33 protein-coding genes are annotated in these 26702 nt (G+C 40.1%); 12 read left to right on the forward strand and 21 right to left on the reverse strand.

Features of this window, described 5'->3' with window-relative positions:
• Window positions 1-378, forward strand: a 378-nt coding sequence (locus BN1356_RS06095; RefSeq protein WP_141651830.1) for a transposase, incomplete at its 5' end; no start/stop codon positions are given.
• A 68-nt stretch (window positions 379-446) separates the two neighbouring features.
• On the opposite strand, the gene BN1356_RS06100 is transcribed toward BN1356_RS06095, so the two are convergent.
• The 6 genes from BN1356_RS06100 to acnA all read right to left on the reverse strand — a co-directional run bounded on the left by BN1356_RS06100 (window position 447) and on the right by acnA (window position 7985).
• Complete coding sequence (locus BN1356_RS06100) at window positions 447-641, reverse strand: hypothetical protein (RefSeq protein ID WP_093650531.1); 195 nt, start codon at window positions 639-641, stop codon at window positions 447-449.
• Between the two features lie 209 nt (window positions 642-850).
• On the reverse strand, window positions 851-2584 hold the full coding sequence (ptsP, locus tag BN1356_RS06105) for a phosphoenolpyruvate--protein phosphotransferase (protein ID WP_093650532.1): 1734 nt from the start codon (window positions 2582-2584) through the stop codon (window positions 851-853).
• 3 nt (window positions 2585-2587) lie between these two features.
• The gene (locus BN1356_RS06110) at window positions 2588-2851 is read right to left on the reverse strand and encodes a phosphocarrier protein HPr (protein ID WP_018378296.1); all 264 of its coding nucleotides are present in this window, start codon (window positions 2849-2851) and stop codon (window positions 2588-2590) included.
• 147 nt (window positions 2852-2998) lie between these two features.
• On the reverse strand, window positions 2999-4189 hold the full coding sequence (gene icd / locus BN1356_RS06115; protein ID WP_093650533.1) for an NADP-dependent isocitrate dehydrogenase: 1191 nt from the start codon (window positions 4187-4189) through the stop codon (window positions 2999-3001).
• A gap of 9 nt (window positions 4190-4198) precedes the next feature.
• On the reverse strand, window positions 4199-5317 hold the full coding sequence (locus BN1356_RS06120) for a citrate synthase (protein ID WP_093650534.1): 1119 nt from the start codon (window positions 5315-5317) through the stop codon (window positions 4199-4201).
• A 1-nt stretch (window position 5318) separates the two neighbouring features.
• Window positions 5319-7985 carry an aconitate hydratase AcnA gene (gene acnA / locus BN1356_RS06125; RefSeq protein WP_093650535.1) on the reverse strand — a complete coding sequence of 889 codons (2667 nt, stop codon included), beginning with the start codon at window positions 7983-7985 and terminating at the stop codon, window positions 5319-5321.
• Between the two features lie 294 nt (window positions 7986-8279).
• Here acnA and nrdH point away from each other — a divergent pair, with 294 nt between their 5' ends.
• From nrdH to nrdF, 3 genes are all read left to right on the forward strand, one after another.
• Complete coding sequence (gene nrdH / locus BN1356_RS06130; RefSeq protein WP_093650536.1) at window positions 8280-8498, forward strand: glutaredoxin-like protein NrdH; 219 nt, start codon at window positions 8280-8282, stop codon at window positions 8496-8498.
• Between the two features lie 52 nt (window positions 8499-8550).
• Window positions 8551-10710 carry a class 1b ribonucleoside-diphosphate reductase subunit alpha gene (gene nrdE, locus BN1356_RS06135; RefSeq protein WP_093650537.1) on the forward strand — a complete coding sequence of 720 codons (2160 nt, stop codon included), beginning with the start codon at window positions 8551-8553 and terminating at the stop codon, window positions 10708-10710.
• A 309-nt stretch (window positions 10711-11019) separates the two neighbouring features.
• A complete protein-coding gene (gene nrdF / locus BN1356_RS06140) occupies window positions 11020-11982 on the forward strand; it encodes a class 1b ribonucleoside-diphosphate reductase subunit beta (protein WP_093650538.1) in 963 nt (320 codons plus the stop codon).
• Window positions 11983-12329: 347 nt separating this feature from the next.
• On the opposite strand, the gene BN1356_RS06145 is transcribed toward nrdF, so the two are convergent.
• The 10 genes from BN1356_RS06145 to BN1356_RS06185 all read right to left on the reverse strand — a co-directional run bounded on the left by BN1356_RS06145 (window position 12330) and on the right by BN1356_RS06185 (window position 17575).
• Window positions 12330-13022: a CPBP family intramembrane glutamic endopeptidase gene (locus BN1356_RS06145; protein WP_093650539.1), complete on the reverse strand. Its 693-nt coding sequence runs from the start codon at window positions 13020-13022 to the stop codon at window positions 12330-12332.
• 50 nt (window positions 13023-13072) lie between these two features.
• Window positions 13073-13813: a DUF3169 family protein gene (locus tag BN1356_RS06150; RefSeq protein WP_093650540.1), complete on the reverse strand. Its 741-nt coding sequence runs from the start codon at window positions 13811-13813 to the stop codon at window positions 13073-13075.
• Window positions 13810-14025, reverse strand: coding sequence for a helix-turn-helix transcriptional regulator (locus BN1356_RS06155; RefSeq protein ID WP_093650541.1), 216 nt, complete (start codon window positions 14023-14025; stop codon window positions 13810-13812). The genes BN1356_RS06150 and BN1356_RS06155 overlap by 4 nt, the downstream gene beginning before the upstream one ends.
• A 26-nt stretch (window positions 14026-14051) precedes the next feature.
• Complete coding sequence (locus tag BN1356_RS06160; protein ID WP_093650542.1) at window positions 14052-14750, reverse strand: ABC transporter permease; 699 nt, start codon at window positions 14748-14750, stop codon at window positions 14052-14054.
• On the reverse strand, window positions 14743-15579 hold the full coding sequence (locus tag BN1356_RS06165) for an ABC transporter ATP-binding protein (protein ID WP_093650974.1): 837 nt from the start codon (window positions 15577-15579) through the stop codon (window positions 14743-14745). The genes BN1356_RS06160 and BN1356_RS06165 overlap by 8 nt, the downstream gene beginning before the upstream one ends.
• Window positions 15580-15708: 129 nt before the next feature.
• Window positions 15709-15915 carry a hypothetical protein gene (locus BN1356_RS06170; RefSeq protein WP_093650543.1) on the reverse strand — a complete coding sequence of 69 codons (207 nt, stop codon included), beginning with the start codon at window positions 15913-15915 and terminating at the stop codon, window positions 15709-15711.
• A 15-nt stretch (window positions 15916-15930) separates the two neighbouring features.
• The gene (locus BN1356_RS12615) at window positions 15931-16092 is read right to left on the reverse strand and encodes a hypothetical protein (RefSeq protein WP_176694244.1); all 162 of its coding nucleotides are present in this window, start codon (window positions 16090-16092) and stop codon (window positions 15931-15933) included.
• A 178-nt stretch (window positions 16093-16270) separates the two neighbouring features.
• Entirely contained in the window at window positions 16271-16636 is a 366-nt protein-coding gene (locus BN1356_RS06175; RefSeq protein ID WP_093650544.1) for a YccF domain-containing protein, read from the reverse strand.
• An 80-nt stretch (window positions 16637-16716) separates the two neighbouring features.
• Window positions 16717-17271, reverse strand: a complete 555-nt coding sequence (locus tag BN1356_RS06180) for a DUF2812 domain-containing protein (protein ID WP_093650545.1) — start codon at window positions 17269-17271, stop codon at window positions 16717-16719.
• A 1-nt stretch (window position 17272) separates the two neighbouring features.
• Complete coding sequence (locus tag BN1356_RS06185) at window positions 17273-17575, reverse strand: PadR family transcriptional regulator (protein WP_093650546.1); 303 nt, start codon at window positions 17573-17575, stop codon at window positions 17273-17275.
• A gap of 157 nt (window positions 17576-17732) precedes the next feature.
• Here BN1356_RS06185 and BN1356_RS06190 point away from each other — a divergent pair, with 157 nt between their 5' ends.
• From BN1356_RS06190 to BN1356_RS06205, 4 genes are read left to right on the forward strand one after another with little or no spacing between them, the layout of a single operon-like run.
• Window positions 17733-18428: a LexA family transcriptional regulator gene (locus BN1356_RS06190; RefSeq protein ID WP_093650547.1), complete on the forward strand. Its 696-nt coding sequence runs from the start codon at window positions 17733-17735 to the stop codon at window positions 18426-18428.
• Window positions 18429-18462: 34 nt separating this feature from the next.
• Window positions 18463-19878 carry a Y-family DNA polymerase gene (locus BN1356_RS06195; protein ID WP_093650548.1) on the forward strand — a complete coding sequence of 472 codons (1416 nt, stop codon included), beginning with the start codon at window positions 18463-18465 and terminating at the stop codon, window positions 19876-19878.
• Entirely contained in the window at window positions 19875-20249 is a 375-nt protein-coding gene (locus BN1356_RS06200) for a hypothetical protein (RefSeq protein WP_093650549.1), read from the forward strand. Before BN1356_RS06195 ends, BN1356_RS06200 begins: the two co-directional genes overlap by 4 nt.
• Entirely contained in the window at window positions 20230-20523 is a 294-nt protein-coding gene (locus tag BN1356_RS06205) for a DUF5960 family protein (RefSeq protein ID WP_093650550.1), read from the forward strand. Before BN1356_RS06200 ends, BN1356_RS06205 begins: the two co-directional genes overlap by 20 nt.
• Before the next feature lie 424 nt (window positions 20524-20947).
• Here the strand turns inward: BN1356_RS06205 and BN1356_RS06210 are convergent, their stop codons facing one another.
• Genes BN1356_RS06210 through dhaK form a run of 4 tightly spaced genes read right to left on the reverse strand, consistent with a single transcriptional unit; the run spans window position 20948 to window position 23626 of the window.
• Window positions 20948-21664: an MIP/aquaporin family protein gene (locus BN1356_RS06210; protein WP_093650551.1), complete on the reverse strand. Its 717-nt coding sequence runs from the start codon at window positions 21662-21664 to the stop codon at window positions 20948-20950.
• Between the two features lie 12 nt (window positions 21665-21676).
• Window positions 21677-22051: a dihydroxyacetone kinase phosphoryl donor subunit DhaM gene (dhaM, locus tag BN1356_RS06215; protein WP_093650552.1), complete on the reverse strand. Its 375-nt coding sequence runs from the start codon at window positions 22049-22051 to the stop codon at window positions 21677-21679.
• Window positions 22048-22626: a dihydroxyacetone kinase subunit DhaL gene (gene dhaL / locus BN1356_RS06220; RefSeq protein ID WP_093650553.1), complete on the reverse strand. Its 579-nt coding sequence runs from the start codon at window positions 22624-22626 to the stop codon at window positions 22048-22050. The genes dhaM and dhaL overlap by 4 nt, the downstream gene beginning before the upstream one ends.
• A gap of 10 nt (window positions 22627-22636) precedes the next feature.
• Complete coding sequence (gene dhaK / locus BN1356_RS06225; RefSeq protein WP_093650975.1) at window positions 22637-23626, reverse strand: dihydroxyacetone kinase subunit DhaK; 990 nt, start codon at window positions 23624-23626, stop codon at window positions 22637-22639.
• Between the two features lie 157 nt (window positions 23627-23783).
• Between dhaK and dhaS the strand changes: the two genes are divergently transcribed.
• The 4 genes from dhaS to BN1356_RS12875 all read left to right on the forward strand — a co-directional run bounded on the left by dhaS (window position 23784) and on the right by BN1356_RS12875 (window position 26181).
• On the forward strand, window positions 23784-24317 hold the full coding sequence (gene dhaS / locus BN1356_RS06230) for a dihydroxyacetone kinase transcriptional activator DhaS (RefSeq protein ID WP_093650554.1): 534 nt from the start codon (window positions 23784-23786) through the stop codon (window positions 24315-24317).
• An 11-nt stretch (window positions 24318-24328) separates the two neighbouring features.
• On the forward strand, window positions 24329-25312 hold the full coding sequence (gene dhaQ, locus BN1356_RS06235; protein WP_093650555.1) for a DhaKLM operon coactivator DhaQ: 984 nt from the start codon (window positions 24329-24331) through the stop codon (window positions 25310-25312).
• 209 nt (window positions 25313-25521) lie between these two features.
• A complete protein-coding gene (locus BN1356_RS12870) occupies window positions 25522-25731 on the forward strand; it encodes a hypothetical protein (RefSeq protein WP_245620312.1) in 210 nt (69 codons plus the stop codon).
• A 111-nt stretch (window positions 25732-25842) separates the two neighbouring features.
• Window positions 25843-26181 carry a YdeI/OmpD-associated family protein gene (locus BN1356_RS12875; protein ID WP_245620313.1) on the forward strand — a complete coding sequence of 113 codons (339 nt, stop codon included), beginning with the start codon at window positions 25843-25845 and terminating at the stop codon, window positions 26179-26181.
• A gap of 157 nt (window positions 26182-26338) precedes the next feature.
• Here BN1356_RS12875 and BN1356_RS06245 read toward each other — a convergent pair whose 3' ends face one another.
• A complete protein-coding gene (locus tag BN1356_RS06245; RefSeq protein ID WP_176694245.1) occupies window positions 26339-26611 on the reverse strand; it encodes a DUF3884 family protein in 273 nt (90 codons plus the stop codon).
• Window positions 26612-26702 lie beyond the last annotated feature (91 nt).

Raw genomic sequence — 26702 nt, forward strand, 5'->3', positions numbered from 1 at the left:
ACCAACAAAGAGATTCTTAAAAAACTACTTTCTTACTCGCAGGAACTTCGAGAACACTATGAACTTTACCAACTATTGCTTTTTCATTTTCAAAAGAAGCAAGCTGAACATTTCTTTGACCTCATTGAGGAGCTGCTTCCCAGCGTAAATCCCATCTTTCAAACTATTTTTAAAACCTTTTTGAAGGATAAGGACAAGATCATTAACGCATTAGAACTCCCCTATTCAAACGCCAAACTAGACGCTACTAACAACCTCATCAAAGTCATTAAGCGTAATGCCTTTGGTTTCCGGAACTTTGACAACTTTAAATTAAGAATTCTCATCGCTTTGAACATCAAAAAGAAGAGAACCAAGTTGGTCCTCTCCAGGTTATGACTTTTCAGCAACCCACTACAGTTGACAAAGAGCCTTTTATAATGGAAAAGAATAGAAAAAATAGAGTTTTATTCTTCCTGATCAGCCAACCATCCTTGGTAAGCTTCAACAAGGTTTACAGCCATCTGGCTTGCCATAGCAACTGAAAAAGCTTCTGTTCCTTCTGCATGGTCATCTGCAATTTCTAGCTTTGTTTCTTCGTAAATTGCCTTTAAGCTTTGTGGACTAAGTGTCTTCTTGAAGGCTTCAAATCCTTTATTCATAGTATTACCTCCTCTATAGTGCATTTTACTACCTCTATTTTACCAGATTATCGTTCAAATAGCTGAAAGATATTAAAAAACCTTAAAATTTCTTTCAAGGTTTCTATTTTCTCGATGAAGATTTGCACATTACGAGACAAAGTGACACAGGCATACCTAAAGGTCGGCAAGGAGCTTTAACAGAGTAAGGTGTGAATCTTCAAAGAAAATTAATCTACATCAATGTATTCTTTAGCCAGAGCAAGCACTTCTTCCGCTGTTCCACATTCTGTGATAGCACGGTTAGCGTATTCTTGCATCTTAGCTGTGTCCAATTTCTTCATGAGGCTACGTGTACGAAGTACAGAGGTTGCTGACATAGAGAATTCATCCAAACCAAGACCCATCAAGAGTGGAACGGCTTGTTGATCACCAGCCATCTCACCACACATACCAGCCCATTTGCCTTCTGCATGAGCAGCTTTGATCACGTTAGCAATCAAACGAAGGATAGCTGGGTTATATGGTTGGTAGAGGTATGAAACTTGTTCGTTCATACGGTCTGCAGCCATAGTGTATTGGATGAGGTCGTTTGTACCAATTGAGAAGAAGTCAACTTCTTTTGCAAATTGATCAGCAAGCATCGCTGCTGCTGGAATCTCAATCATGATACCAACTTGGATATCATCTGCTACCGCCACGCCTTCTGCGAGAAGGTTAGCTTTTTCTTCGTCAAAGACCTTCTTAGCAGCACGGAACTCTGTCAAAAGAGCAACCATTGGGAACATGATGCGGAGTTGTCCATGAACAGATGAACGAAGAAGAGCACGAATCTGTGTACGGAACATGGCATCGCCCGTTTCAGAGATAGAGATCCGCAAAGCACGGTAACCAAGGAATGGGTTCATTTCATGGGGCATATCGAAGTAAGGAAGTTCCTTATCACCACCGATGTCCATTGTACGAACCACGACAGGTTTACCGTTCATACCTTCAAGCACTGCTTTGTAAGCTTGGTATTGTTCATCTTCAGTTGGGAAGTCTTGAGAATCCATGTAAAGGAACTCAGTACGGTAGAGACCAACAGCTTCCGCACCGTTTTCATTAACACCCTCAACATCTTTTGGAGTACCGATATTGGCAGCCAATTCGAAGTGTTTGCCATCAGCAGTAACCGTTTGAGCATCTTTCAAAAGAGCCCATTCAGCTTTTTGTGCCGCATAAGCTTCACCAGCTGCTGTAAATTCTGCAATGATTTCTTCAGACGGGTTAATCACTACTTCACCTGTAATACCATTAACAGCCAAAACATCGCCGTTTTTTACGATTTCAGTGATATTGTTTGTACCAAGTACGGCAGCAATTTCAAGAGTACGTGCCATGATTGCTGAGTGACTTGTGCGACCACCAATGTTGGTAACAAAGGCTTTAACAAAGTTCTTATCCAACTGAGCTGTATCTGAAGGAGTCAAGTCATGCGCAATGACAATCGATTCTTCTGAAATAGCAGCTGGGTTTGGCAAACGTACGCCAAGCAAGTGAGCTAATACACGTTTGGTGACGTCACGGATATCTGCAGCACGTTCTTGCATGTATGGGTTGTCGTCCATACCTTCAAAAATCGCGATGAACATATCTGTTACTTCTTTCAAACCAGTTTCTGCATTGGTTTTCTTAGCACGGATTGTTTCTTTAATTTGACCAACCATTTCTGGGTCAGCCAATACCATCAAGTGAGCATCGAATACGGCTGCAGCTTCTTCGCCTAGGCTAGCTACTGCATTCTCGCGGATAACAGAAAGCTCGTCTTGCGATGCTTGTAACGCAACATCAAGGCGAGCTTCTTCTGCATTTGTATCTTCAACTGTTACAGTTTCAAATGACAAATCCGGTTGAACAAGTAGGTATGCCTTTGCAACAGCAACACCGTCCGATGCTGCGATTCCTTTGAGCATATCTGTCATGTCTTATGCCAATCCTTCTTTATCCATTGTTTCAGTGATAGCTGCGATTGCATCGTCTGCATCAGCACCTTCAGCAGTGATTGTAACGTCAGCACCTTGACCAACACCAAGGCTCATAACGCCCATGATAGATTTCAAGTTTACAGACTTGTCTTTGTAGTTCAAAGTGATGTCTGAAGCGAATTTGCTAGCTGTTTGAACGAGCAAAGTTGCTGGACGTGCGTGGATACCTGTTTCTGCCACAATGTGGAAATCTTTTGAAGCCATAGTTTGGTTTCTCCTTTGTTTTTCAAAATTATGGGTTAGTGATAACCCTTACAAAGGAGATTATACCATTTATTGAAATCATTTTCAAGAATTTTTTGCTATACTTTCAAAATCATCGATAAGATATGCAGAAAAAAACTAGGAAGTCTATCTTTCTCCAATAGAATCGATTAACCTTTGGCTAAACTGGCTGGTGGACAGGGCTTCTACCCCTTTTCCAAAGGCTAAATCAGCTGTGAAATAACCTCTAGAAAAATTTGTCTCAATCGCTTTGGTAATTAGATCTGAAACAGCTGTCCAACCGATGTAGTCAAAGAGCATGCATCCGGATAACAATACTGAACACGGATTAGCCTTATCTTGACCTGCAATATCTGGTGCGGTTCCATGAGTCGCCTCAAAGATAGCATGCCCTGTTCGGTAGTTAATATTGGCACCAGGAGCAATCCCTATACCGCCGACTTGTGCCGCTAAAGCATCACTGGCATAATCACCGTTCAGATTGGTTAGAGCGACTACGTCAAATCGATCTGGATTAAGGAGAATCTGCTGGAGAAAATTATCCGCGATGATATCCGAAATCACTAGCTGACCTGATGCTAACTCTTTGGCATATTCTCTTTGAGCCAATTCATAACCCCACTTACGAAAACCACCTTCAGTAAATTTCTGTATATTGCCCTTGTGGACAAGAGTAACATTGGTCAGTTTATTTTCCAGAGCGTAGTCAATCGCTGCTCGAATCAAGCGTTGGCTTCCTTCTATCGAAATGGGCTTAATTCCAATGCTTGACGTCTCTGGGAAACGGATTTTTTGGACACCCATGTCCTCTTGAAGGAAATTAATGATTTTTTGGACATCCTGGCTACCAGCTTCCCATTCGATACCCGCATAGATATCTTCCGTATTTTCACGGAAGATGGTGATATTGGTTTTTTCGGGATGCTTGAGCGGGCTCTCAATGCCCTTGAAATAGCGGACAGGACGGACACAGGCATAGAGGTCTAGCTCTTGGCGAAGTGCCACATTCAGTGAACGGATACCACCGCCGACTGGTGTTTCCAACGGTCCCTTGATGGCCACTAAATGATCCTTTATGGTTTCCACTGTTTCATCTGGCAACCAAGAGCCGGTTTGATCAAAGGATTTTTTCCCAGCCAAAACTTCTGTCCAAGCAACTTTCTTCTGACCAGCAAAAGCTTTTTCAACTGCTGCATCAAAGACTGACTGGGCACTCTTCCAGATGTCTTTTCCAACTCCATCCCCCTCAATAAAAGGAATAATGGGATGATCACTTACTCGTAACTGGCCATTTTCTAATACAATCTTTTCTGCCATAACAACTCCTTAGCGTTTTCCGATTGGTAAGTATTCCAAGTTCATTTGTCCCATATAATTGGAACGCGGACGTATTAATTTATTATTTTTTTGTTGCTCCTGGATATGGGCAATCCAACCAGATACCCGACTCATCGCAAAAATGAGGGTAAAAATGGAGGAATCAATTCCTAAAACATGGTAGACAGTCGCTGAATAGAAATCCACATTTGGAATCAGCCCCTTCGTATGTTTCATGTAATCTTCAATCTCACGAGATAGCTTGTACCAAACTTCATTTTCGGTCCCCAGAGTCAACTCTTTAGCCATCTGACGGAGGTATTTTTCCCTTGGATCCTGCGTTTTATAGACTCGGTGACCAAAGCCCATGATTTTTGTTTGTGAATTTAGTTTTTCCTGCAAGTAAGCCTTCGTATCTCCGTATGCACGGATTTCTTGCAGCATGTCAAAAACTTTTTCATTGGCTCCACCATGAAGAGGTCCTTTAAGGGTTCCGATGGCCGTTGTGACACAGGAATAGATATCCGAGAGCGTCGAGGCACAAACACGAGCCGCAAAGGTTGAGGCGTTGAGTTCATGATCAGCATGCAAAATCAGCGCTTTATTGAGAGCTTTCACTTCTAATTCTGTAGGCTCTCTACCATTTAGCATATAGAGGAAATTGGCTGCAAAATCCAAATCCTCACGTGGCTCAATGGGTGTTTGTCCTGTCCGCAGTCTGGCAAACGTTGCAATGATCGTCGGCATCTTGGCCATGAGCTGAATAGACTGCTCGTAGGTAGCTTCGACCGAATTGTCTTCCGCATTGACATTATATACTCCAAGGAGGCTGACAGTTGATCGCAAGACACTCATAGGATGCAGGTGTCGACGAGACTGAATAAGAATACACTGCTCTACCGCATCGCTAATAGCATAGTTAGCCCGTAGCTCCTTGGTAAAATTTTTCAATTCCATTTGCGTTGGCAAGTGCAAATTCCAAAGGAGATAGATGACCTCCTCAAAACTGGCATTATTGTCCATGAGTTCAGAAATATTGTAACCTGCATAAGCTAAATCATCATCCATGATAGAACTGATTCGGGTATTGCAGGCGATTAAATCTTTTAATCCACTTTCTTCTGCCATTTTAAGCTCCTTCTAACTTTTTACGCACTACCATTGGCAAGATTCCCCCATTTTTGTAGTAACGAATGTCTGCATCCGCATCAAATCGCACAATGGCCTGGAAGTGTTTCTCCCCACTTTTATCGCAGGCAACAATGTCCACGATATCATTGATTCCAGGATTTTCTGATAAGTGGATGTCATAGCTTTCAAAGCCTGTCAAACCTAGACTATCAGCTGTTTGCCCCTCAAGAAATTGGAGAGGAAGCAGGCCCATCATGACTAAGTTGGAACGGTGAATCCGCTCAAAACTCTCTGCTAACACTGCTTTGACACCAAGCAGATTGGATCCCTTTGCAGCCCAATCACGACTGGAGCCCATACCATAGTCTTTCCCAGCGATAATTAGAGTGCCGACATTGGTATCCTTGTAGTTCATAGCTGCGTCATAGATGGTTAAAATCTCATCTTTATACTTGGTATAGCCACCAATTTTGCCATCTGCTAATTGATTGTTGATACGGATATTGGCAAAGGTTCCACGCATCATGACCTCGTGGTTCCCACGACGGCTTCCGTAAGAATTAAAATCAAGATAGTCCACACCATGTTCATCTAAATAGCGAGCTGCTGGGCTGTTTTTGGCAATATTTCCTGCTGGAGAGATATGGTCTGTTGTAACCGTGTCCCCAAATTTCGCCAAAACTTTCAAGTTTTTCAAAGGTTTGATAGTTAAATCTTCGCCCAAAGCATCGAAGTAAGGTGGATTTTGGATATAGGTCGAATCCGCATTCCACTTGTAAATCTTGCTCTCTTCTGTTGGAATCTGGTTCCATTTTTCGCTATCTGAGAAGACATGTTCATATTCTTTTTCAAACAGTTGACGGGTCACATACTTATCCACATATTCAGCTACTTGATCATTACTTGGCATGATATCGTTGAGATATACGGCTTGTCCGTCCGTTCCAGTTCCGAGTAGTTCAGTCGTCAAATCAATATTGGTATTGCTAGCCAAGGCATAGGCCACAACCAAAGGCGGACTGGCTAAGAAATTGGCTTTAACCAGCGGGTTAATTCGTCCTTCGAAATTACGATTCCCAGATAGGACACCGGAAACCAAGAGATCTGATTCCACCACCGCTCGAGCCACTTCTGGGCGGAGATTTCCTGAGTTACCAATACAGGTGGTGCATCCATAACCAACCAGGTTGAACCCTAGTTCATCTAGATAAGCTTGGAGACCCGAATTTTCCAAATAACCCGTAACGACCTTGGATCCTGGCGCTAAGGATGTTTTAACAGTTGGTGAGACTCGCAAGCCTTTCTCCACTGCGTTTTTGGCTAGAAGACCCGCCGACATGAGGACATAGGGATTTGACGTATTGGTACAAGAAGTGATGGCTGCAATGGCCACATGGCCCGTCTTGATTTCTTCCTCACGACCTGCAATAGTAAGGGTTGCTGTCTTATCCAGTTCTCCTCTTGACAAACCAAAGCCTTGCACTCCTGCTTCACGGACGATAGCATCTTGGAAGCTTTGTTTCGCTTCTGTCAAATCAATCAAATCTTGTGGTCGCTTGGGTCCTGAAATAGATGGTGCAATAGTGGAAAGATCTAATTCGACAATTTTTGTATAAGTCGCCTGAGTATTTGGATCATAAAACAGGTGGTTTTTCTTGGCATAACTTTCCGTCAAGGCGATGTGATCTTCATCTCTGTTGGTCAAGCGCATGTAATTAAGGGTTTCCTCATCAATGGGGAAGTAACCACAGGTTGCACCGTACTCAGGTGCCATATTGGCAACAGTTGCCCGATCAGCCAAGGTTAGGTTTGCAAGACCTGGACCAAAGAACTCAACAAATTTACCAACCACCTGTTGTTGACGGAGGAGCTGCGTCACTTTGAGAGCTAAATCCGTAGCGGTTGCGATTTTCGGTAGTTTACCGGTCAGGCGAACACCGATGACTTCTGGAACAGGGAAATAAGAAGCTTCTCCTAGCATAGCTGCCTCTGCTTCGATACCACCAACTCCCCAACCAAGGACACCAATCCCATTGATCATGGTTGTATGACTATCTGTACCAAACATCGAATCTGGATAAAGAAAGCCGTTTTTTTCAATCACCACATCACTCAGAAACTCGATGTTTACTTGATGAATAATACCCGTTGCTGGTGGAACAGCCCGGTAGTTATCAAAAGATTTCTCAGCCCATTTTAGGAATTCGTAGCGCTCATTGTTGCGTTGGAATTCCAATTCAATGTTTTCTTCTAAGGCAGAATCTGTCCCATAGGCATCAACCTGAACAGAGTGGTCAATGACCAAATCGACTGGTATTTCTGGATTGATGAGGTCTGGATTGCCACCATTTTTGACGATGGCATCCCGCATAGAGGCCAAATCGACAACTACTGGTACACCGGTAAAATCTTGTAAGATAACACGACTAGGTTTAAAAGGAACTTCTCCCTTGGGAGTTGACGCAGAATAGGTCACAAGATTTTTAATGTGACTTTTAATGACATCTACCCCGTCGTATTTACGTAACAGACTTTCCAATAGAATACGAATCGTATAGGGTAATGTATGAATAGTTACAGACTCCTCTTGACATGCAGTCGCAATATCATAGTAATGATACGTTTCATTCTTGAACTTATAAGATTTACTGTGCATTTTTTCCATACAGATACCTCATCTTTCTTTGTGGATTATTATACATTAAATTTTCTGACAAATCAAGAAAAAATAAATCCAATGTTAGGTTTTATAACATCTCGTTTGTTTTTGTTTTGTAATGAAAAATACTTCTTATTTTCATGTTTTTTACAGATTGCTCGCGAAGCTCATAAGGACAGGGTTTTGCACAATATGTGGTGTTTACATAGCGAACAAAACACAAAATATTGTGCCGGATGTTTGACTTTTCTTCTCTTTCATTGTATCCTTATGGTTGATTATATTTATAAGGAGAAAATCATGGTAACTATCTACTCAAAAAACAACTGCGTTCAATGTAAGATGACAAAACGATTTTTAGAGCAACATAAGGTCACTTTTAAAGAAATTAATCTGGACGAACAACCAGAATTTATTGACCATGTCAAAGACTTGGGCTTCTCAGCCGCACCTGTCATTGAAACGGTTTCTGAAGCTTTTTCTGGTTTCCAACCTGCTAAATTAAAAGCTTTGGTCTAAAGAGTAACCTACGCGATATGAAAACTACTAGATAGAAGAAAGAAAAGTAATTATGAGTTTGAAAGATTTAGGCGACGTTTCCTACTTCCGCCTCAATAATGAGATTAACCGTCCAGTTAATGGACAAATCCCCCTCCACAAGGACCAAGAAGCCTTAGAGGCCTTTTTTAAGGAAAATGTCATCCCAAATACCCTGACGTTCGACAGTATGAACGCTAAAATTGATTACCTACTAAAAGAGAATTACATTGAAAAAGAATTTTTGGAACAATATAGTCCTGAATTCATCGAAAAACTGGCACAATTTTTGAAAGACCAAAACTTCAAATTTAAATCTTTCATGGCAGCCTATAAATTTTATAACCAGTATGCCCTAAAAACCAACGATGGCAATTTCTACTTGGAAAGTATGGAAGATCGTGTTTTCTTCAATGCTCTCTACTTTGCAGAAGGCAATGAAGAATTAGCGCTTGATTTGGCCAATGAAATGATTCATTTGCGCTACCAGCCTGCTACTCCAAGCTTCCTAAATGCTGGTCGTGCCCGCCGTGGTGAGTTAGTTTCTTGTTTCCTCCTTCAAGTAACAGATGATATGAATGCTATCGGTCGTTCTATCAACTCAGCCCTTCAGTTATCTCGTATCGGTGGTGGTGTTGGTATTTCTCTAAGCAATCTTCGTGAAGCTGGTGCTCCGATTAAAGGGTATGAGGGAGCTGCATCTGGTGTGGTTCCAGTTATGAAACTCTTTGAAGACAGCTTCTCTTACTCCAACCAACTTGGCCAACGCCAAGGAGCTGGTGTTGTGTATTTGGATGTCTTCCACCCAGATATTATTTCCTTCCTTTCTACTAAGAAAGAAAATGCTGATGAAAAAGTGCGTGTAAAAACCCTTTCTCTGGGTATCACAGTACCGGATAAGTTCTACGAACTAGCACGTAAAAACGAAGACATGTATCTCTTCAGTCCATATTCTCTCGAAAAAGAATACGGTGTCCCATATAGTTACATTGACATCACTGAAAAATACGATGAATTGGTCGCAAACCCAAGGATTCGTAAAACGAAAATCAAAGCTCGCGATTTGGAAACGGAAATCTCAAAACTCCAACAAGAATCTGGCTATCCTTACATCATCAATATTGATACTGTAAACCGCCAAAACCCAGTTGACGGTAAAGTTATCATGTCCAACCTCTGTTCAGAGATTCTCCAAGTTCAAACTCCAAGCATCATCAATGATTCCCAAGAATACTTGACCATGGGAACAGATGTTTCATGTAACCTTGGTTCAACCAACGTTGTGAACTTGATGAAGTCACCTGACTTTGGTTGTTCTGTCAAAACCATGACACGCGCATTGACTTATGTTACGGATCACTCTCATATCTCTGCTGTTCCATCTATTGAACACGGAAATGAACAAGCTCATTCTATCGGTTTAGGGGCGATGGGACTCCATTCTTACCTAGCTCAAAACCTCATGGATTATGGTTCTGCTGCTGCAGTTGAATTTACCAACATCTACTTCATGCTCCTCAACTACTGGACGTTGGTAGAATCAAACAATATTGCCCGCGAACGCAAGACCACATTCCACAATTTTGAAAAATCAAAATATGCTGACGGAACCTACTTCGATAAGTACGTAACTGGTGACTACCAACCAAGTTCAGATAAAGTAAAAGCCCTCTTTGAAGGTATCTTTATTCCGACTGGTCAAGATTGGGCAGAATTACGTAGCAAGGTTCAGGCAGATGGTCTTTATCACCAAAACCGCCTAGCTGTTGCACCAAATGGATCCATCTCTTATATCAACGACGTTTCTGCTTCAATTCATCCGATTACACAACGGATTGAAGAACGCCAGGAGAAAAAAATCGGTAAGATTTACTATCCAGCATCTGGTTTGGCAACAGAAACGATTCCTTTTTACCAATCAGCCTATGATATGGACATGCGTAAGGTTATCGATGTCTATGCAGCAGCGACTGAACACGTAGACCAAGGTTTGTCTCTTACTCTCTTCCTTCGCAGTGAATTGCCTAAAGCAATCTACGAGTGGAAAACAGAGAACAAACAAACTACACGCGACCTTTCCATCTTACGGAACTATGCTTACAACAAGGGCATCAAGTCTATCTACTACGTCCGCACCTTTACAGATGACGGTGAAGAAGTCGGCGCCAACCAATGTGAGAGTTGTGTCATTTAGGCGGTAAGTCAGCTAAAAATATCTGGGAGATATTTTTAGCTTGGAAATGAATGAAGCGAAGCTTCTGTCAAAATTGATTTCGTTTTGCCACCTACTTATTTCATAGCGTCAATCTCAAACAATCTATCCGTAGACTGTTTGAGCCCCGCAAGGCTGATGAGATCGGTGGCAAGTTCGTTGAACGCAGACAACTTTCCATCAGCTACTGCGCCTCTACACATTGGTAAAACCTCTGAAAGCTAGCCTCGTCAGCTTGGCTAGTTTTTCTTTTATGTTATAATTAGATAAAACTACTCTTAGGAGAAAAACATGTCACAAATCTACTACAAAGCCATAAACTGGAATGAAATTGAAGATGTCATTGACAAGTCAACTTGGGAAAAGTTGACGGAACAATTCTGGTTAGACACCCGTATCCCGCTTTCAAACGACTTGGATGACTGGCGCAAACTTTCTGCCGTTGAAAAAGATCTAGTCGGTAAAGTTTTCGGCGGTTTGACCCTTCTCGATACCATGCAGTCTGAATCTGGTATTGAAGCCATCCGTGCAGATGTTCGCACACCCCACGAGGAAGCTGTCCTCAACAACATCCAATTTATGGAATCTGTCCATGCCAAATCATACTCTTCTATCTTCTCAACTTTGAACACCAAGAAAGAGATTGAAGACATCTTTGAATGGACCAACACCAACGAATACTTGCAGAAAAAGGCTGAAATCATCAATGAGATTTATCTCAATGGTTCTGCTTTGCAGAAGAAAGTTGCATCTACTTACCTTGAAACTTTCCTCTTCTACTCTGGTTTCTTCACACCACTTTACTACTTGGGTAACAACAAGTTGGCCAACGTGGCTGAAATCATCAAGTTGATTATCCGTGATGAATCTGTTCACGGAACCTATATCGGTTACAAATTCCAACTTGGTTTTAATGAATTGTCAGAGCAAGAACAAGATGAAATGCGCGATTGGATGTATGACCTCCTCTACCAACTCTATGAAAATGAAGAGGGCTATACTAAGTCACTATATGACCAGGTTGGCTGGACGGAGGAAGTCTTGACTTTCTTACGTTACAATGCGAACAAAGCTCTCATGAACCTGGGGCAAGATCCGCTCTTTCCAGATTCAGCAGATGATGTGAACCCGATTGTCATGAACGGTATCTCAACTGGTACATCTAACCATGATTTCTTCTCACAAGTTGGGAATGGTTACCTGCTCGGTACTGTTGAGGCTATGCAAGAAGACGATTATAATTACGGGTTGTAATTTGTTCGAAGGCTAAAAGGGTCTAGCCCCAGATCCTTTTACACTAATTGTTACCTTCTGGGTAGTGTTGAATCCATGACCGACGATGATTATAATTATGGTCTATAAACAAAAATGGCTAGAACTTTTCGTTCTGGCCATTTTTGGGTCTATTTTTACTTTTCTAACAAAATATAGTCTTTTGAATTAACTTCAATACGTTGTCACTATCGGCCTGCCGTACTCCAGTACTGCCTGCACCTCAGTTCCTAGTCCTAAAGCTAATTCATTCGACTATACAATTCTAATTTCTCTCTGAGTACTCTAAATAGGAATTCAAATCACCACAGTTTATAAACAATTTTTCCTCAAGAGAGTATGAGGTAGAGTAAATAGAGGGCTGGTGGCAGATTGTTCAGTATATGCAAGCAGATGGAATCTTTGATATTGCCACGACGAACGTAAGCCAGGTAAAGTAGTCCTCCGATTCCAAAATACATGATAGCTTCCACAAGATTGCTAGAGTGAGGAAGAGCGAAGAGGATAGACGTCACAATTCCTGCTAGCCAAGTTTTGCCTCTAGGAAAGAGTAATTTGCTAGCTAAGCCTCGAAAAACCAATTCTTCAATAAGAGGGGCAATGAAAGAGATGGTTAGTAAAAATAGAAAAGCAAAAGGAAGAAACCCCTCTTTCATACGATCCAAAAGACCAAAAATAGCTTGGTCATTCATACTCATGGCATTTCCACTCAGCATTTGATTGACTACTGTCCCTACAACTGCTACTATCCGTCCGGCTAAATAGAGCAAAAAGACAATGCCCATATCTTTCCAGCCTATCTTCTGGTTTTTGATGTCAAGTGGTACTTTCTTTTGGTACCATTTCCAGAGCCACAGAATGACAATGATAACGAGAGCTATGTAGACAAGGACTGCCAACCATTTTAAGACAGGATTCAAGTTCTCTTCTATCCCCATTAACACAATCGAACCACTATTTATAGCCAGAACCAAGGCTATTAGTCCAAGGACAATAAGGGCATTGATCAGTATTTTTTTCATATTAGGTACTCTTTCTTCTTTAGTTAAATTTCCACACAATTACAATCAACTTACTTATAATATTCCTTAACCACTCTAAAATTCATAATCATAATATAGAAATGTACAGAAGCCACAGCTAAGTATCCAGTTAGTTCTACTCTGTGCGTTATAGCTGAAATCAATAACAAGAGGCCATAGAAACAAGGAAGAATCAAGCCACTCAAGTTCATAACAATATCAAAACTCATCTTATAATAAGCTAGCAGTTCTGCCTCATCTTGTTGTAAAATATTATTTTTCAACTCTTTTAGGGTCGGCTGGGTAGTCACATCGATTCCTCGAATTTGACCATAAAATTTCAAGAGCCTGGACTGAACGATCGCAATGAGAATAATGACAATAAATTCAATTACAGAGAAAAACAGTTCAAAGGACTGTGAGCCGTATTTTGGGTTGATTCCGATACAAAAAGCTAGGATCGCTAGAATAACAGAAACCCCTAAAAAGATACTAGCATAACCATATTTGATATTTAATGATCGATAAAGTTGGTCATTTTCGTCGCCTTCATCCAATTGATATTCTTTAAATTCCTTTTTACTTCGATAGAAATAATAAAGACCAATTCCTAACGCTAAGATAGCGGTATATCTAAAAACAGGAGCTATGAAATAGATAATCGTTTCTTGAGAAATGCCTATCCCTCCTTTATCGAGACCAAAATAGCCTACAGCCATACCAATCGGACCTCCAATCAAGGCACCAATTCCCATTTGTTTAAAAATACGTTTTAAATCTCCTTTTTTCATTCGTCAACCTCCTCTAATCGAAATACATTCTCTAGTTGCTCATTGAAAACCTGAGCAATCTTCATTGCAATAATCACTGACGGCGTATATTCACCACGTTCAATCAAACTGATGGTTTGGCGGGAGACTCCTGCTAATTTTGCCATTTCTGTCTGATTGACGCCATCTCTGGCCCGCAGTTCTTTGAGTCGATTCTTTAGTATCAGCGTCATATCCTTTCCTCCTATAGAATAATCTCTTACTTAATGATTTGTTTTTGACGAGTCAGCCAAATAACGCCTAATAGGGCGACCATTAGCCAAATAATCAGAAAGAAGAACGACTTATCCATAATTTGGTAATGACTCATTTCTTTGCTATAAGCAGAATAAGCTCCTAGATAAGTAAAATCGATTATTTTTTCAACGGTCTTATCCATCATTGCAAACATAGGAAGAAATGAACTGACCATCATAACCGGCATGGCTACAATAGATGCCCGTGCCTGAGTATCGGTCATTAGGGCAAGGGCCATAAAAATCAGGAAGACAATCAGAGAGGTTAGGAGCATGACAGGAATATATTGCCAACCTAGTTCAGATAGATTGATTCGCAAGTAAAAAGGGAGAAAGACCAGATAAATAACGGCTACCACAAATGGCAAAAGGAGACTCGCTAAGACATATTCCCAACTTTTCACCCCAGCCAAGCGCAAGCTACGTTGGTTATTTTTTTCTGCTTCTTCAGCGACTACCGTTGGTAAGAGATAACCCAAAAAAGCAGGTATCATAGGCAAGACCATAAAGAAAATCATTTTCCCAGCATCTTCCATACTTTTAAACATATATTGGTAGAGGACAACCATCAAAGCAGGTATCAGTAGATTCATCATAACCATCTTGTTGGCCATCATCATTTCTTTTCGGCTCCATAGCAAAGCCATTATTCGTTTAAGCATTTAATCGTCCTCCTGTCAGTGAGATAAAGATATCTTCTAAGGTTGGCTCGCAAGAATGAATGGTTTCAATTTCTTCTACTCTCTCCAAGCCAACTAAATCGTCATAAGCCATGACTTTTTCTTGGCCATCTTGGTAGCCAACACGGACACACTTGTCTGTATAATACTTGCTAATTAAATTAGCTGGTCGGTCAGTCTCTACTAGTTTTCCTTGATAAAGAAGGGCTACACGATCACAAAGTAGGGTCGCTTCTTGCATATCATGGGTCGTCAGAAAGATAGTAGTTCCTTGGGCTTTCAATTCTAACAGCCATTCGTGAATCATGCGTGAAGTCGCCGGGTCCAAACCGCTGGTTGGTTCATCCAGAAAAAGAAATTTAGGCTTATTGATGAGGGCGCGGGCCAAAAGCATGCGTTGCTTCATGCCTGTCGAGAGTTTTTCAGCTGGTTTTTGACGGCTTTCATAGAGCCCAACGCGGTGCAGCAATTCATCAACACGCTCATTGGAAACACCGTGCCACTTGCTGTACACCTGAACGTTCTTATATAGGCTCATCTTTTCATAAAAACCACTGGTATCACTAAGGATACCAATCTGTGCCAAATCTTCACTGGTCAGATTAGCAGCTGCTTTGCCAAAAATCTTGCTAGAACCTTCATTGGCTAAGAGCTGTCCAGTCAAAATATTAATCGTTGTGGTTTTCCCAGATCCAGATGGACCTAAGAACCCGAAAATTTCACCCTGAGCAATTTCAAATGAAATGCCATCTAAGGCTGTTTGGTCACCAAAACGTTTGACCAAGTTTTGTACTTCAATCATGTTTGTCATGTTCATCCTTCTTTCCTACAATAAATAAAGAGTCCCGTTTCTGTATCTTCTACTAAAATCTCTTCCTTATCTGATAAAGGAATAGTGAAGATTGCGATAATGAAAATCATCATATCAAAATATTGTATCTTACTTCTGCGTCTTCTTTTTACTATCTAAAACTGTGCTTGTAGCAACTAAAGAAGAAATAAGAAGTACCATGTTATCGCTATTCATTGCTCTCACTTTAAAAATATCTAGAACAAGGATAGTTAATAGAGTGGTTATAATAAGATATTCCACAGCTTTCAAGACCCCATTCCCTCTAATAAGCAACGTTTTCTTCTCTGGTTTCATATATCTATTCCTCTCTTATCCATTTTCATCTTTATTATCCATAACTCCTTTAAAGAAAGAATAAGCAAGAAATAGAGCAAGCAGGCTGAGTATAACTTCCAAAACGCTCTTGAATATAAGGTAAGCAACTAGACCGACAGTAATCCCTATAATAAATTGTTTTAATGGTTTGTTCATACTATTCCTCCACATATCATTCTGTTTCTTTCCATTTACAAAGACATTGTAACACTTCTTTTTCTTTTTGACAACTATATTTGTCAAAATTTTTATGATTTTTGTCAAAATTGCTAAGATAATAGGCAAAAAGGCAGAAAAAAACCAGCAGCTAGGCTGCTAGTTCATACTTCATAGATTAATCGTACTCAATTTTTGCTCCAAAGGGAAAAAGACTGATGACAGTCAGTTTAACTGATTGGAAGGCAAAGGGAATACCGATGATGCTGACGCAGAGAAAGAACGCTGAGGCAAGATGCATAAGGGCTAACTCCCACCCGAAGAAAAGAATCCAGAGGATGTTGAGGAGGAGACTACCAAGTCCAGTCCCGGCTTCAATTCGCTTGCCAAAAGGAAAAAGACCAAAACTGCCAATTTTAAAGCATTGCAAACCAAAAGGAATCCCTACAATGGTAATACAGAGTAAGAGCCCCGCAATGCTCCAAGCTAACCAAGACCAAAATCCTGCTAAAAGAAACCATATTATATTTCCAAGTATTCGCATCTATTTCCAAACTTTCTATTTGTCTTCTTATCCTAACATAAATGTCCAAAAAAACCAAGCTCCAGCTGGGGCATCCTTGACTACTGGAAGAGTTCAGCTTGATCTTTTAAGGCCTTTTCTCTGCTAAATAGTTTAAACAGACCAAAACCAAAGGAAAGAAATACTAAAATTTGTAGAATGGCTGTTGTCCAATAAATGATTTGGATGAAATCATCTTTTCCTACAAACAATCGTGGCAGTATGAGGAGTAAAAAGGAAGATAGATTAGCAAGAGCAACTAGCATGATGGTATTTTTGATTTTCTTCAAATAAGTGATTTTTGATTCGATATCAGAATACAGTTCAAAATCTCCCAACTCACTTTTTTGGCGGAAATAATACCAATTGTTGATCTGGGTAACATATTGAGCCCCTGCATCTTCCAGAATCTGCCTATATTCAGCGATTTGCTCCTCATCCTTATTGCCCATGTAGTCTAATCGATAAATGTATTCTCCTTTTTGACAAGGTTCAAAGCGATATTTCATCCAATGAACTGACTTGAGCGCCCAGCCTTGCTCTACCATTGCATTGAGCCAGACTTCCTCTTCATCAAAGTCTCCAAATGTGAATAGTTTATAAGCAATCTTTTCCATGTCATTTTCCTCCTAAAATCTGGCGTCCGTTTTGGCTTAACTCTTCTAAGCGAGCTAGTTCTGCTTTCAAAATTTCCAGACCAGTAGATGTAATCAGATAAGTTTTCTTATCCTTATCTTCTTCTTCTAACTCAATCCAGCCTTTCTTTTTTAGATTGGTTAAAGCTCCGTAAAGAGTCCCTGCAGCCAATTTGACACGGTTATTCGATAACTCTGCCACATGTTGCATAATACCATAACCATGCTTAGCTTCTGTTAAAGAAAGCAAGATATAAAAAATACCCTCTGTCAATGCTTGTTGCATATTTCTCTCCTTATCGTTCATCGTTATATCGTTTGACGATATAACGATTGTATCGCATGTCGATATAGTTGTCAAGAAATAATAATATTTCCCTCTTGTAAATTTTAAAAATTTTGCTATACTATTGTTAAGTTATAAATTAACAAAGGAGGTTTCTATGTTCTCAGAAAATCGTCTAAAAGAAAAAAGACTGCAAAAGGGTTACTCACAAGCCCAAATGGCCAAGTGGATGGGTATCAGTCGAACAGCCTACCACCACTGGGAATCCGGTAAAACAAAACCCAATCAAGCCAATTTACTCTTACTTTCTCAGATCTTGTCTGTTCCCAAAACCTATTTTGAATCAGAGCACAGTATTGTATCCAATTTTCTTCAGCTAAACACCAGTAATAAGTTACTAGCGGAAGAATATGTTGAAGATTTACTCTTAGGCCAACAAAGACTTGAGGAGAACGTTCTCTCTCTTTTTCCTATTCAAGTCAAGGCCGATATCGCTTTGTCTGCCGGACCTGGTAATTCTTTCTTTGACGAATTTGAAACGGAGACTGTTTATTCTGATCAAGATTGGGATGGCTTCGATGTAGCAACCTGGATAAAAGGTGATTCTATGGAGCCAACTTATCAATCTGGCCAAGTGGCTCTTATCCGTGAATCCGGCTTTGATTATGACGGAGCTGTCTATGCCATTGTTTGGAACGAGGAGGTCTTTATCAAGAAAGTCTACTTAGAAGAAGATGGTTTCCGACTAGTCTCATTAAATAAAGACTACCAAGATCGTCTTGCTCCTTTTGAAGATCAACCAAAAATTGTCGGCAAAATCATCGGTCATTTCATGCCAGTGATAGGAAACTAGTCATAGTAAAGTAAAATATAGGAGGAATTGTTTCATGGGTTATATCGATTATTCCAAAGAGCCTCGTTCAGATATTGCCTTTATTGACATGAAATCTTTTTATGCTAGTGTAGAATGCGTGGATAGGGGACTCAATCCCTTGCGAACTTCACTCTGTGTCATGAGTCGGGCAGATAATACTAGCGGACTGATTCTGGCTTCTTCTCCTCTTTTCAAAAAGGTATTTGGACGCTCCAATGTGGGCCGTGCCTATGGCCTGCCTTTTGATATCAAGACCAGAAAATTTAATTACTACAATGCGCAAGAGCAAGGAATTAAAGTTAGTCCTCAATACATTGCCTATATTGAAAATTGGGCCAAGCGAACTCTAATTGTAGCGCCACGTATGGATTATTATATCGAGAAAAATATTGAAATCCAAAACATCCTTCTCAATTATGCTAGCTCAGCAGATATTCTTCCTTATTCCATTGATGAAGGTTTTATCGACCTAACGTCTTCTCTTAACTACTTCATTCAGGAAAAAGACCTTTCCCCTGAAGTAAAATTAGATCTCTTATCTGCACGAATACAATATGATATTCACAAACAGACAGGTATTGTACCTACTATCGGTATGAGCAACAGCAATCCTCTACTAGCCAAATTAGCTTTGGATAACGAAGCCAAGAACAAGAAAAACTTCCGCGCCAACTGGTCTTACCAGGATGTAGAAAGCAAGGTCTGGACCATTCCCAAAATGACTGATTTTTGGGGTATTGGCTATCGTATGGAAAAAAGACTCCATCAACTTGGAATCACTTCCATTTGTGATTTAGCTAATTTTAATCCGGATATTCTAAAAAAAGAACTAGGGGCAAATGGCTTACAACTCTGGTTTCATGCCAATGGTGTCGACGAAAGCAACGTTCATCAACCCTATAAAGCAAAGTCGCAAGGCTTGGGTAATTCTCAAATATTGCCCCATGACTATGTCCATCAAGTTGATATTGAACTGGTTCTCAGCGAAATGGCCGAACAAGTTGCCATTCGCTTACGAAGAGCACACAAGAAGGCTAGCAAGGTGTCAATCCATGTTTCCTATTCTCGTACAGAGATGAAAAAAGCTATCCAAGGACAGGTGAAGATTGACCCAAGCAACAGCACCCGCATTCTAACCCAAGCCGTTCTTACACTCTTTCGAGATAGATATACTTCTGGTGCTGTTCGAAGAATCGGAGTTTTCTATAGTGGTTTTGTAGATGAGCATTTCAGTCTCATTTCTCTTTTTGATCAAGTAGAGATGATTGAAAAAGAAGAACAATTACAGTCTAGCATTGACCAGATTCGGGACCAATTTGGTTTTTTGGCTCTGCAAAAAGGAAGTGCTCTCTTGGACGCTTCCCGTAATATTGCCAGAAGTAAATTAGTTGGTGGACACTCAGCTGGTGGCTTGGAGGGGCTAAAATGATTGATCGCTCTTATTTACCGTTTCAATCGGCTCGCGAATACCAGGATAGCAAGATGCAAAAATGGATGGGTTTCTTTTTATCTGAGCACACGTCTGCCTTAGCTGATAATAGTCTAACAATTGATTTTTCGATGGATTTTCCCCTAGAGGAAAAATTACTTTTGCTGGGACAGGCCTATGCCAGCCAAGAAATGATTCGTATCACTATAAAGGATAGAAAGCAAGTAGGCAGCCTAGTAGGTCAAGTTAAGCAAGTCAGACAAAGAACTTGCCTTCTGAGAACAGTGGCGAGATTTGAAACGATTGAGATAAGAAAAATTGTAAGTATTGAAGCATTGGAGGAAGAAGAGGATGAATCAGATTGCATTTGACAGAAATCAATTACAGATTAATTTTCTCAGTTATAGTTATCATCAATTTGAAAGTGATTTTTATCGCTATTCGAATTTCGATATTCCTCTGGTTTTTCTAATCGATGATATCCTTTTCAGCATGGCTAAGTCACAAAAGAACTATTTTAAACTCAACAAGAAAAATACTACTGATCATCAAGATCACTACTTTCTTTTTGAAATTGAAACTCTACACGAAAGTCAATTAGTCCGGAAATATAGTTATCTCAAAACTATGACTAGCATTCCATAACCCTCATATTTCAAATAATTACTAGCCATATCTAATCAATAAAAAGGACTGACTGTGACCAGCTAGAAAACATGCTCTCATTAGTATTCGCTTTGTTTTCCTTGTCAGAAAAAGAATGATTTTTTTGGAACTTGTGCATTCTATAAGGCGAACAAATTAGGATGATGGGAGGATGGATCCTTTGATGTTCTGCCTGTTTTAGGAATGAACACCTTACCAAAAGGGGACTAATCAGTAGGATATTATAAATCAAATGATATTTTGTTAAAGCTCCTTGCCTACCACTAAGTATGCCTGCATTGCTTTACCTCATCTATTTTTGTTTTTTTTTTGAGTATTGGGCCATTGAGACAATGAAATGAGATGTCAAAAAGTCTAGAACAGCATCTTGCCCTAGACTTTTCTTCTATCTTTTTATAACATCTTAATTCATAAGTCCTAGAACAAGATTGTAAATCAATGCTCCTGCTACACCGCCAAGGATTGGACCAAGGACAGGAATCCAAGCATAAGACCAATCATTGTCTCCCTTGTTAGGAATCGGTAAGATGGCGTGCATCAAGCGTGGGCCGAGGTCACGAGCAGGATTTATAGCATAGCCAGTTGTTCCTCCTAGTGAAAAACCAATTGCGAAGACAACCAAACCAACAATAACTGGGCCAAGACCAGCGGCCACATTGTTTGGACCAATAGACATGACTGCAATGACTAAAACTGCTGTTCCCAATGCTTCACCGAAAACATTGGATGCTGTGTGACGGATAGCTGGGCCAGTAGAGAAACAAGCAAGAATAGTTCCTGCATCTTTTGTTTCTGCCCAATGTGGGTAATAGTGAATATAAAGGGCCACTGAAGCTAGCATAGCACCAAGAAATTGAGCAGCAATATAACTTGGTACCAAACTCCATGAAAAGTTACCAATCACGGCCATAGCAATGGTCACAGCAGGATTTAGGTGAGCCCCACTTAAAAATCCAGATGCATAAACCCCAATCATAACAGCCATACCCCAGCCAAGTACGATAGCGATCCAACCACTATTTTGCGCTTTTGTTTTGTTCAAGATGCAGGCTGATACTACACCATTTCCTAATAGAACCAATAGAAAGGTCCCAATGAATTCTCCTATAAAAGCTGACATATTCACTTCTCCTTATTTTGTAATTTCTAATTCGGCCAACTGGGATAGAATCGTATCCTTATCTGCACTTGCTTGTAAGAGAGCAGCGGCCGTGTAAGTCCCTTCTACAACGGGAACGTTTTGTATATGAATGACTTTGTCCGAAAAATCGGTCACCATTTCCAAATTCAAGCGTGCAGAACCTAGGTCGTAAAAAGCCAGCAATTCGTGAGCTGGATTGGCGTCTACGATATCTTGAACTTGATCAAAGCTGGTTCCGATTCCGCCATCTTCTGTTCCACCAACATAGGTGAATGCGACATCTTTTGCCACTTCAGCAATCAAATCGGCAATTCCTTGAGCTAGATTTTTTGAGTGAGATACTAATATAATTCCAAGATTGCTCATCCGATCACCTCAGCTTCTATCATGGCTTTAAATAAGAGGCCTGAAGAGAAAGAACCCGGATCAATATGACCAAGAGAGCGTTCTCCCACATAAGAGGCACGACCCTTAGTAGCTAGCAATTCTTCTGTTGCTTTAACATATTGATCAATCTTTTCTGCTGTTAAGTCATCATTCTTTAAATCTTCAATAACTGGTGACCAGACATCTACCATGGTTTTTTCACCAACTGTCGCCTTCCCACGTTTGACAATCATGTCCAAACCAGCCTGTAAAGCAGCAGCCAAATCATCATTTTCAACGCCTTTACTGATACCAACAAAAGCTGAACCATAAAGAGGACCAGATGCTCCTCCTACTTTACTCAGGAGTTGCATACTAACTGTTTTAAAGACATCAGCTAATGTTTCATAGTTTTTGCTGGACAATTCTTCCATAACGGCTGCCATGCCACGAGACATATTTCCTCCATGATCACCATCGCCAATAGGCGTGTCCAATTCACTCAGATAATCCTTTTCTTCCTGAATCTTTTCATTAAAAAGTTTCATCCATTTGATTGCATCTTTTACTTGCATTTCTTCCTCCTTACCAAGCTGGTGTTGTCACCGCAGAGTTCAAGGCTGTCAGCCAATCTTCGTTATCGAGTTTGATCAAGGTCAGAGACAAACCTGCCATATCAATAGAGGTCATATAATCGCCCAATTTTTTAAAGCTTACTTCAATGCCTTTTTCCGCTAAAAGGTTAGCAACATCATTAGCAAATACATACTGTTCCATGAGTGGAGTAGATCCCAAGCCGTTAATCAGAACACCGAATTTTTCTCCTGATTTTATCTCAAAATCAGCGACTAATTTTTCAACTAATTCAGTAGCGAGAGCAGCTGATGGTTGTAATTTTTCTTTTTTATAGCCAGGCTCACCATGGATACCTACACCATATTCAAATTCATCTTCTTCTAGAACAAAACCTGGTTTACCAACTTCAGGAACTGTAGCACCTGAAAGAGCCAAACCGATGGTTTTAATCTTGCCAACCACTTCATCGGCTAGTGCCTTAATATCAGCCAATGATTTTCCTTCACGTGCGGCATGACCAAGAATTTTATGTACCAAAATAGTACCTGCTACACCACGTTTTCCTTGTGTGTAGAGACTGTTTTCAACTGCAATATCATCGTCGACAACGACGCTTGCTACATCAATTCCTTCCATCTCAGCTAATTCTTGAGCCATTTCAAAGTTCATAATGTCGCCAGAGTAGTTCTTGATGATCATGAAAACACCAGCACCCTCATCAGCTGCTTTAATCGCCTCCAAAATTTGGTCTGGGGTTGGAGAAGTGAAAACTGCCCCACAGATAGCTGCGGATAACATTCCCTCGCCCACAAAACCAGCATGAGAAGGTTCATGTCCTGAACCACCTCCGGAAATCAAGGCAACTTTGCCTGTTTTCTCTGCCTTTCGAACAATGACATCAAAGCCATCCAGGCGTTCAACTAAATCAGAGTGGATAAAAGAAATGCCTTTGAGCATTTCGTCAACGATGTGAACAGGATTATTGATAATTTTTTTCATGATAAGAATTCCTTTCTTCATGTTCTTATTTTTTCTAATTTTAGTATAATCCATCTTTTCCCAAAAAATAAGGGACAGATTTTCTTATCTGTCCTATTTTTATATTTTAAGGCATTTTTTCTGATACAATAGAGCTATCAAGGAAGCGAGGAATCCAATGGCAACTTCGATTATTACCAAAAAAAGAATCGCCAAAGCCTTTAAAGAATTGCTCCAAGAAATGGAGTTTGATAAGATTTCTATTGTAGAGATTATGGAATTGGCTCAAATCAGAAGACAGACTTTTTATAATCATTTTTTAGATAAGTACCAACTCTTGGACTGGATTTTTGAAAATGACCTCAAGGAGCAGGTGGCTGATAACTTAGACTTTATCTCTGGACGCCAACTTTTAAAGGAACTTTTTTTCTACTTCGAGGAGCAGCACGATTTTTATGTCAAACTATTTGATATCAAAGGGCAAAATGATTTCTTCTCCTATTTTACTGATTATTGCCGTATTGTCATCCAAAAGATTTTCGATGAATATTATATAGAAAAAGAATGTCATTTCAAAGAGGAATTCATCGAATTTCATATCCAATACCATTCACATGCCTTGGCAGAAATTGTTAAAGCCTATGTCAACCATAGGACAGCCATGCCCAATCCAGATCATTTGATTATCGAAATTTCAGGAAGAAAGATTTAGGAGTTCCGACCATGACATTTATTATGAACCAAAAACGGGAAGCCATTGACAGCTACATCCAAGCTAGTGTTGCCATCCATCCTCATTTAGAAAAACATCCTAACCTACCTCTTGTTTATCTAAAAGACTGGGATGAGACTAAAGTTCCCATTTTATCCGGAGGTGGATCCGGACATGAGCCTGCCCATATTGGTTACGTGGGGCAGGGCATGCTGACTGCTGCCATCTACGGTCAACTCTTTCTGCCGCCAACTACACCAGATATTTTGGAGGCCATCCGCTTTTTGGACAAGGGAAAAGGCGTCTTTATTATTGTCAAAAATTTTGAAGCAGACCTGAAAGAATTTAGCAACGCTATCACTCAAGCAAGATTAGAAGGACACCATGTTAGGTATGTTCTTTCTCATGATGACATTTCTATTGAGCCCAAGAAGAAATTTCAAATCCGCGGTCGCGGCTTAGCTGGCACGATTCTACTTCATAAAAGGCTGGGTTATGCTTCTCAAGAGGGAGCTTCTCTTCAAGAACTTGAAAAAATTGGCTTTGATTTGGCACCTCAGATTGCAACTATTGGTTTTGCCACTAAATCAGCAACACTTTTTAATGCCGCTCTTCCACTTTTTGATTTAGGTCAGAATGAAATTTCTTACGGCATCGGTATCCATGGTGAAGAAGGTTACCGTGTTGTTCCATTTCAATACTCAGAATTGCTGGCAAATGAAATTATCAACAAACTGCGACTACACTTCCACTGGAAAAAAGGGGATGAATTTGTCCTTCTGGTTAATAACCTGGGAACAACAACTGAAATGGAGATGGGAATCTTTACTCAGGACATCTTGCAATTACTTGAAATAGAAGGCATCAAAGTCATTTTTGTCAAAAGTGGTCATTTCATGACAAGTCTAGATATGACTGGTATTTCTGTGACACTTTGTCGAAACAAATCGCTTCTCGAAGTGCTACAAGCTCCGACAAATGCCTTCGCTTGGTAAATAGTGACAGAAAAACCTCCTTATATGAGTGAAAGTATTCGACTCATAAAGAGGCTTTTCTTATTCTCAAACTTTCATTCATCCTCAAAGAAAATCAACAGTAGATAAGACAAGGACGATCACCGCTTTGAAGTTTCTTTGTTCACATCTGATTTTTATTTTGGTAAAATAAGGAATCGTATTAAAAATTAGAAATTGGATAGAATACCATGTCAGAGCAACTCTTTAAAAAATTAAAATTAGAAAAATTCCAAGAGATTTCTATGCTGAAACCTGCCAAAGAAGCTAGCCCTTTTGACCACTTTACCAATCAGCTCTTTCCAGCGGACCTTGTTCTTGCCTACGTTTATAGCTTAGAAGAAATGAAAGAAATCATTCTTGATGTTTATAAGAATAAAAAAATAAGGATGGATGGTTAACTCTTCATTCTTTATCCCAAAAATAAGAACAAGTTAGGTCACGAGCCAATCGGTCGAGACAGTATCTTTCCTTTCTTAGAGGTGGATAAAGCGACTGGCTATGTTGAAGACATGACGATCAAATTCAATCGCATGAACGCCCTAGACAGTAACTATACTCTTCTCGGCCTCAAATACACTAGTCAGATTGAAGAGCGATCTAAAACAGCAGCTAGCCAAAAATCAGCTGATTACCAAGATAAAATTTCCCTGGTAGTTGATTTCCTTTCTAGGTATCCTTCTGAAAAAGATTTCTTTATCGGTCTTACTCCAGGTTATCAGAGAGGTTGGGCCCGCTACATCTACTCTGCTAAGTCTGTGGTCACTCAGGAAAAACGCCAAAAAGAAATGGTCCATATTCTCAAGCTAGGTTTCAAATCCAGAGAATTGTATCGTTCCAGTTTAAAATAGACATCAAAAACAACTTCATTTGAAAAATAATGAAGTTGTTTTTTTGATGGTAACAAGTCAGTCCTCTAATAAGGCTCACGGAAAATCAATCCAGGTGAGACAAATTGATTTTCAGACTACAAAAGCTTCTACTCTGCCAATCCATTTCTGGAAAATTTTACAAAGGAGAAAACAGTTTAAAGGGCCAGTGATCAACCGTAATTGTCAAATCTGATGCCTTTAATCCTGACATCTCAAGAAATTTTCTTTGAAATTCCTCCATTGTATCATCCGAATGACAGATCCACTTACTACCAGAGTGTTTAAACCATTTGCCTAAGCTAGCCAATTCTTGCTCTGAGAGAATAGAAAGATCCGGTTCCGACTCAAAAGAGAGAATATAGATTTTCTTAAAGGATGCAGCATAAGCCTTTGTCAATTTTTCAAACATAATCAAACTCCTTAATATACAAAATGTTGCTTTCAAATCTCTTATCATTTCTTGAGAAGATGATAAACCTGTCTTTATCCTTTGTCAATAG

It is taken from the genome of Streptococcus varani (assembly GCF_001375655.1).
In the GTDB taxonomy this organism is placed as follows: domain Bacteria; phylum Bacillota; class Bacilli; order Lactobacillales; family Streptococcaceae; genus Streptococcus; species Streptococcus varani.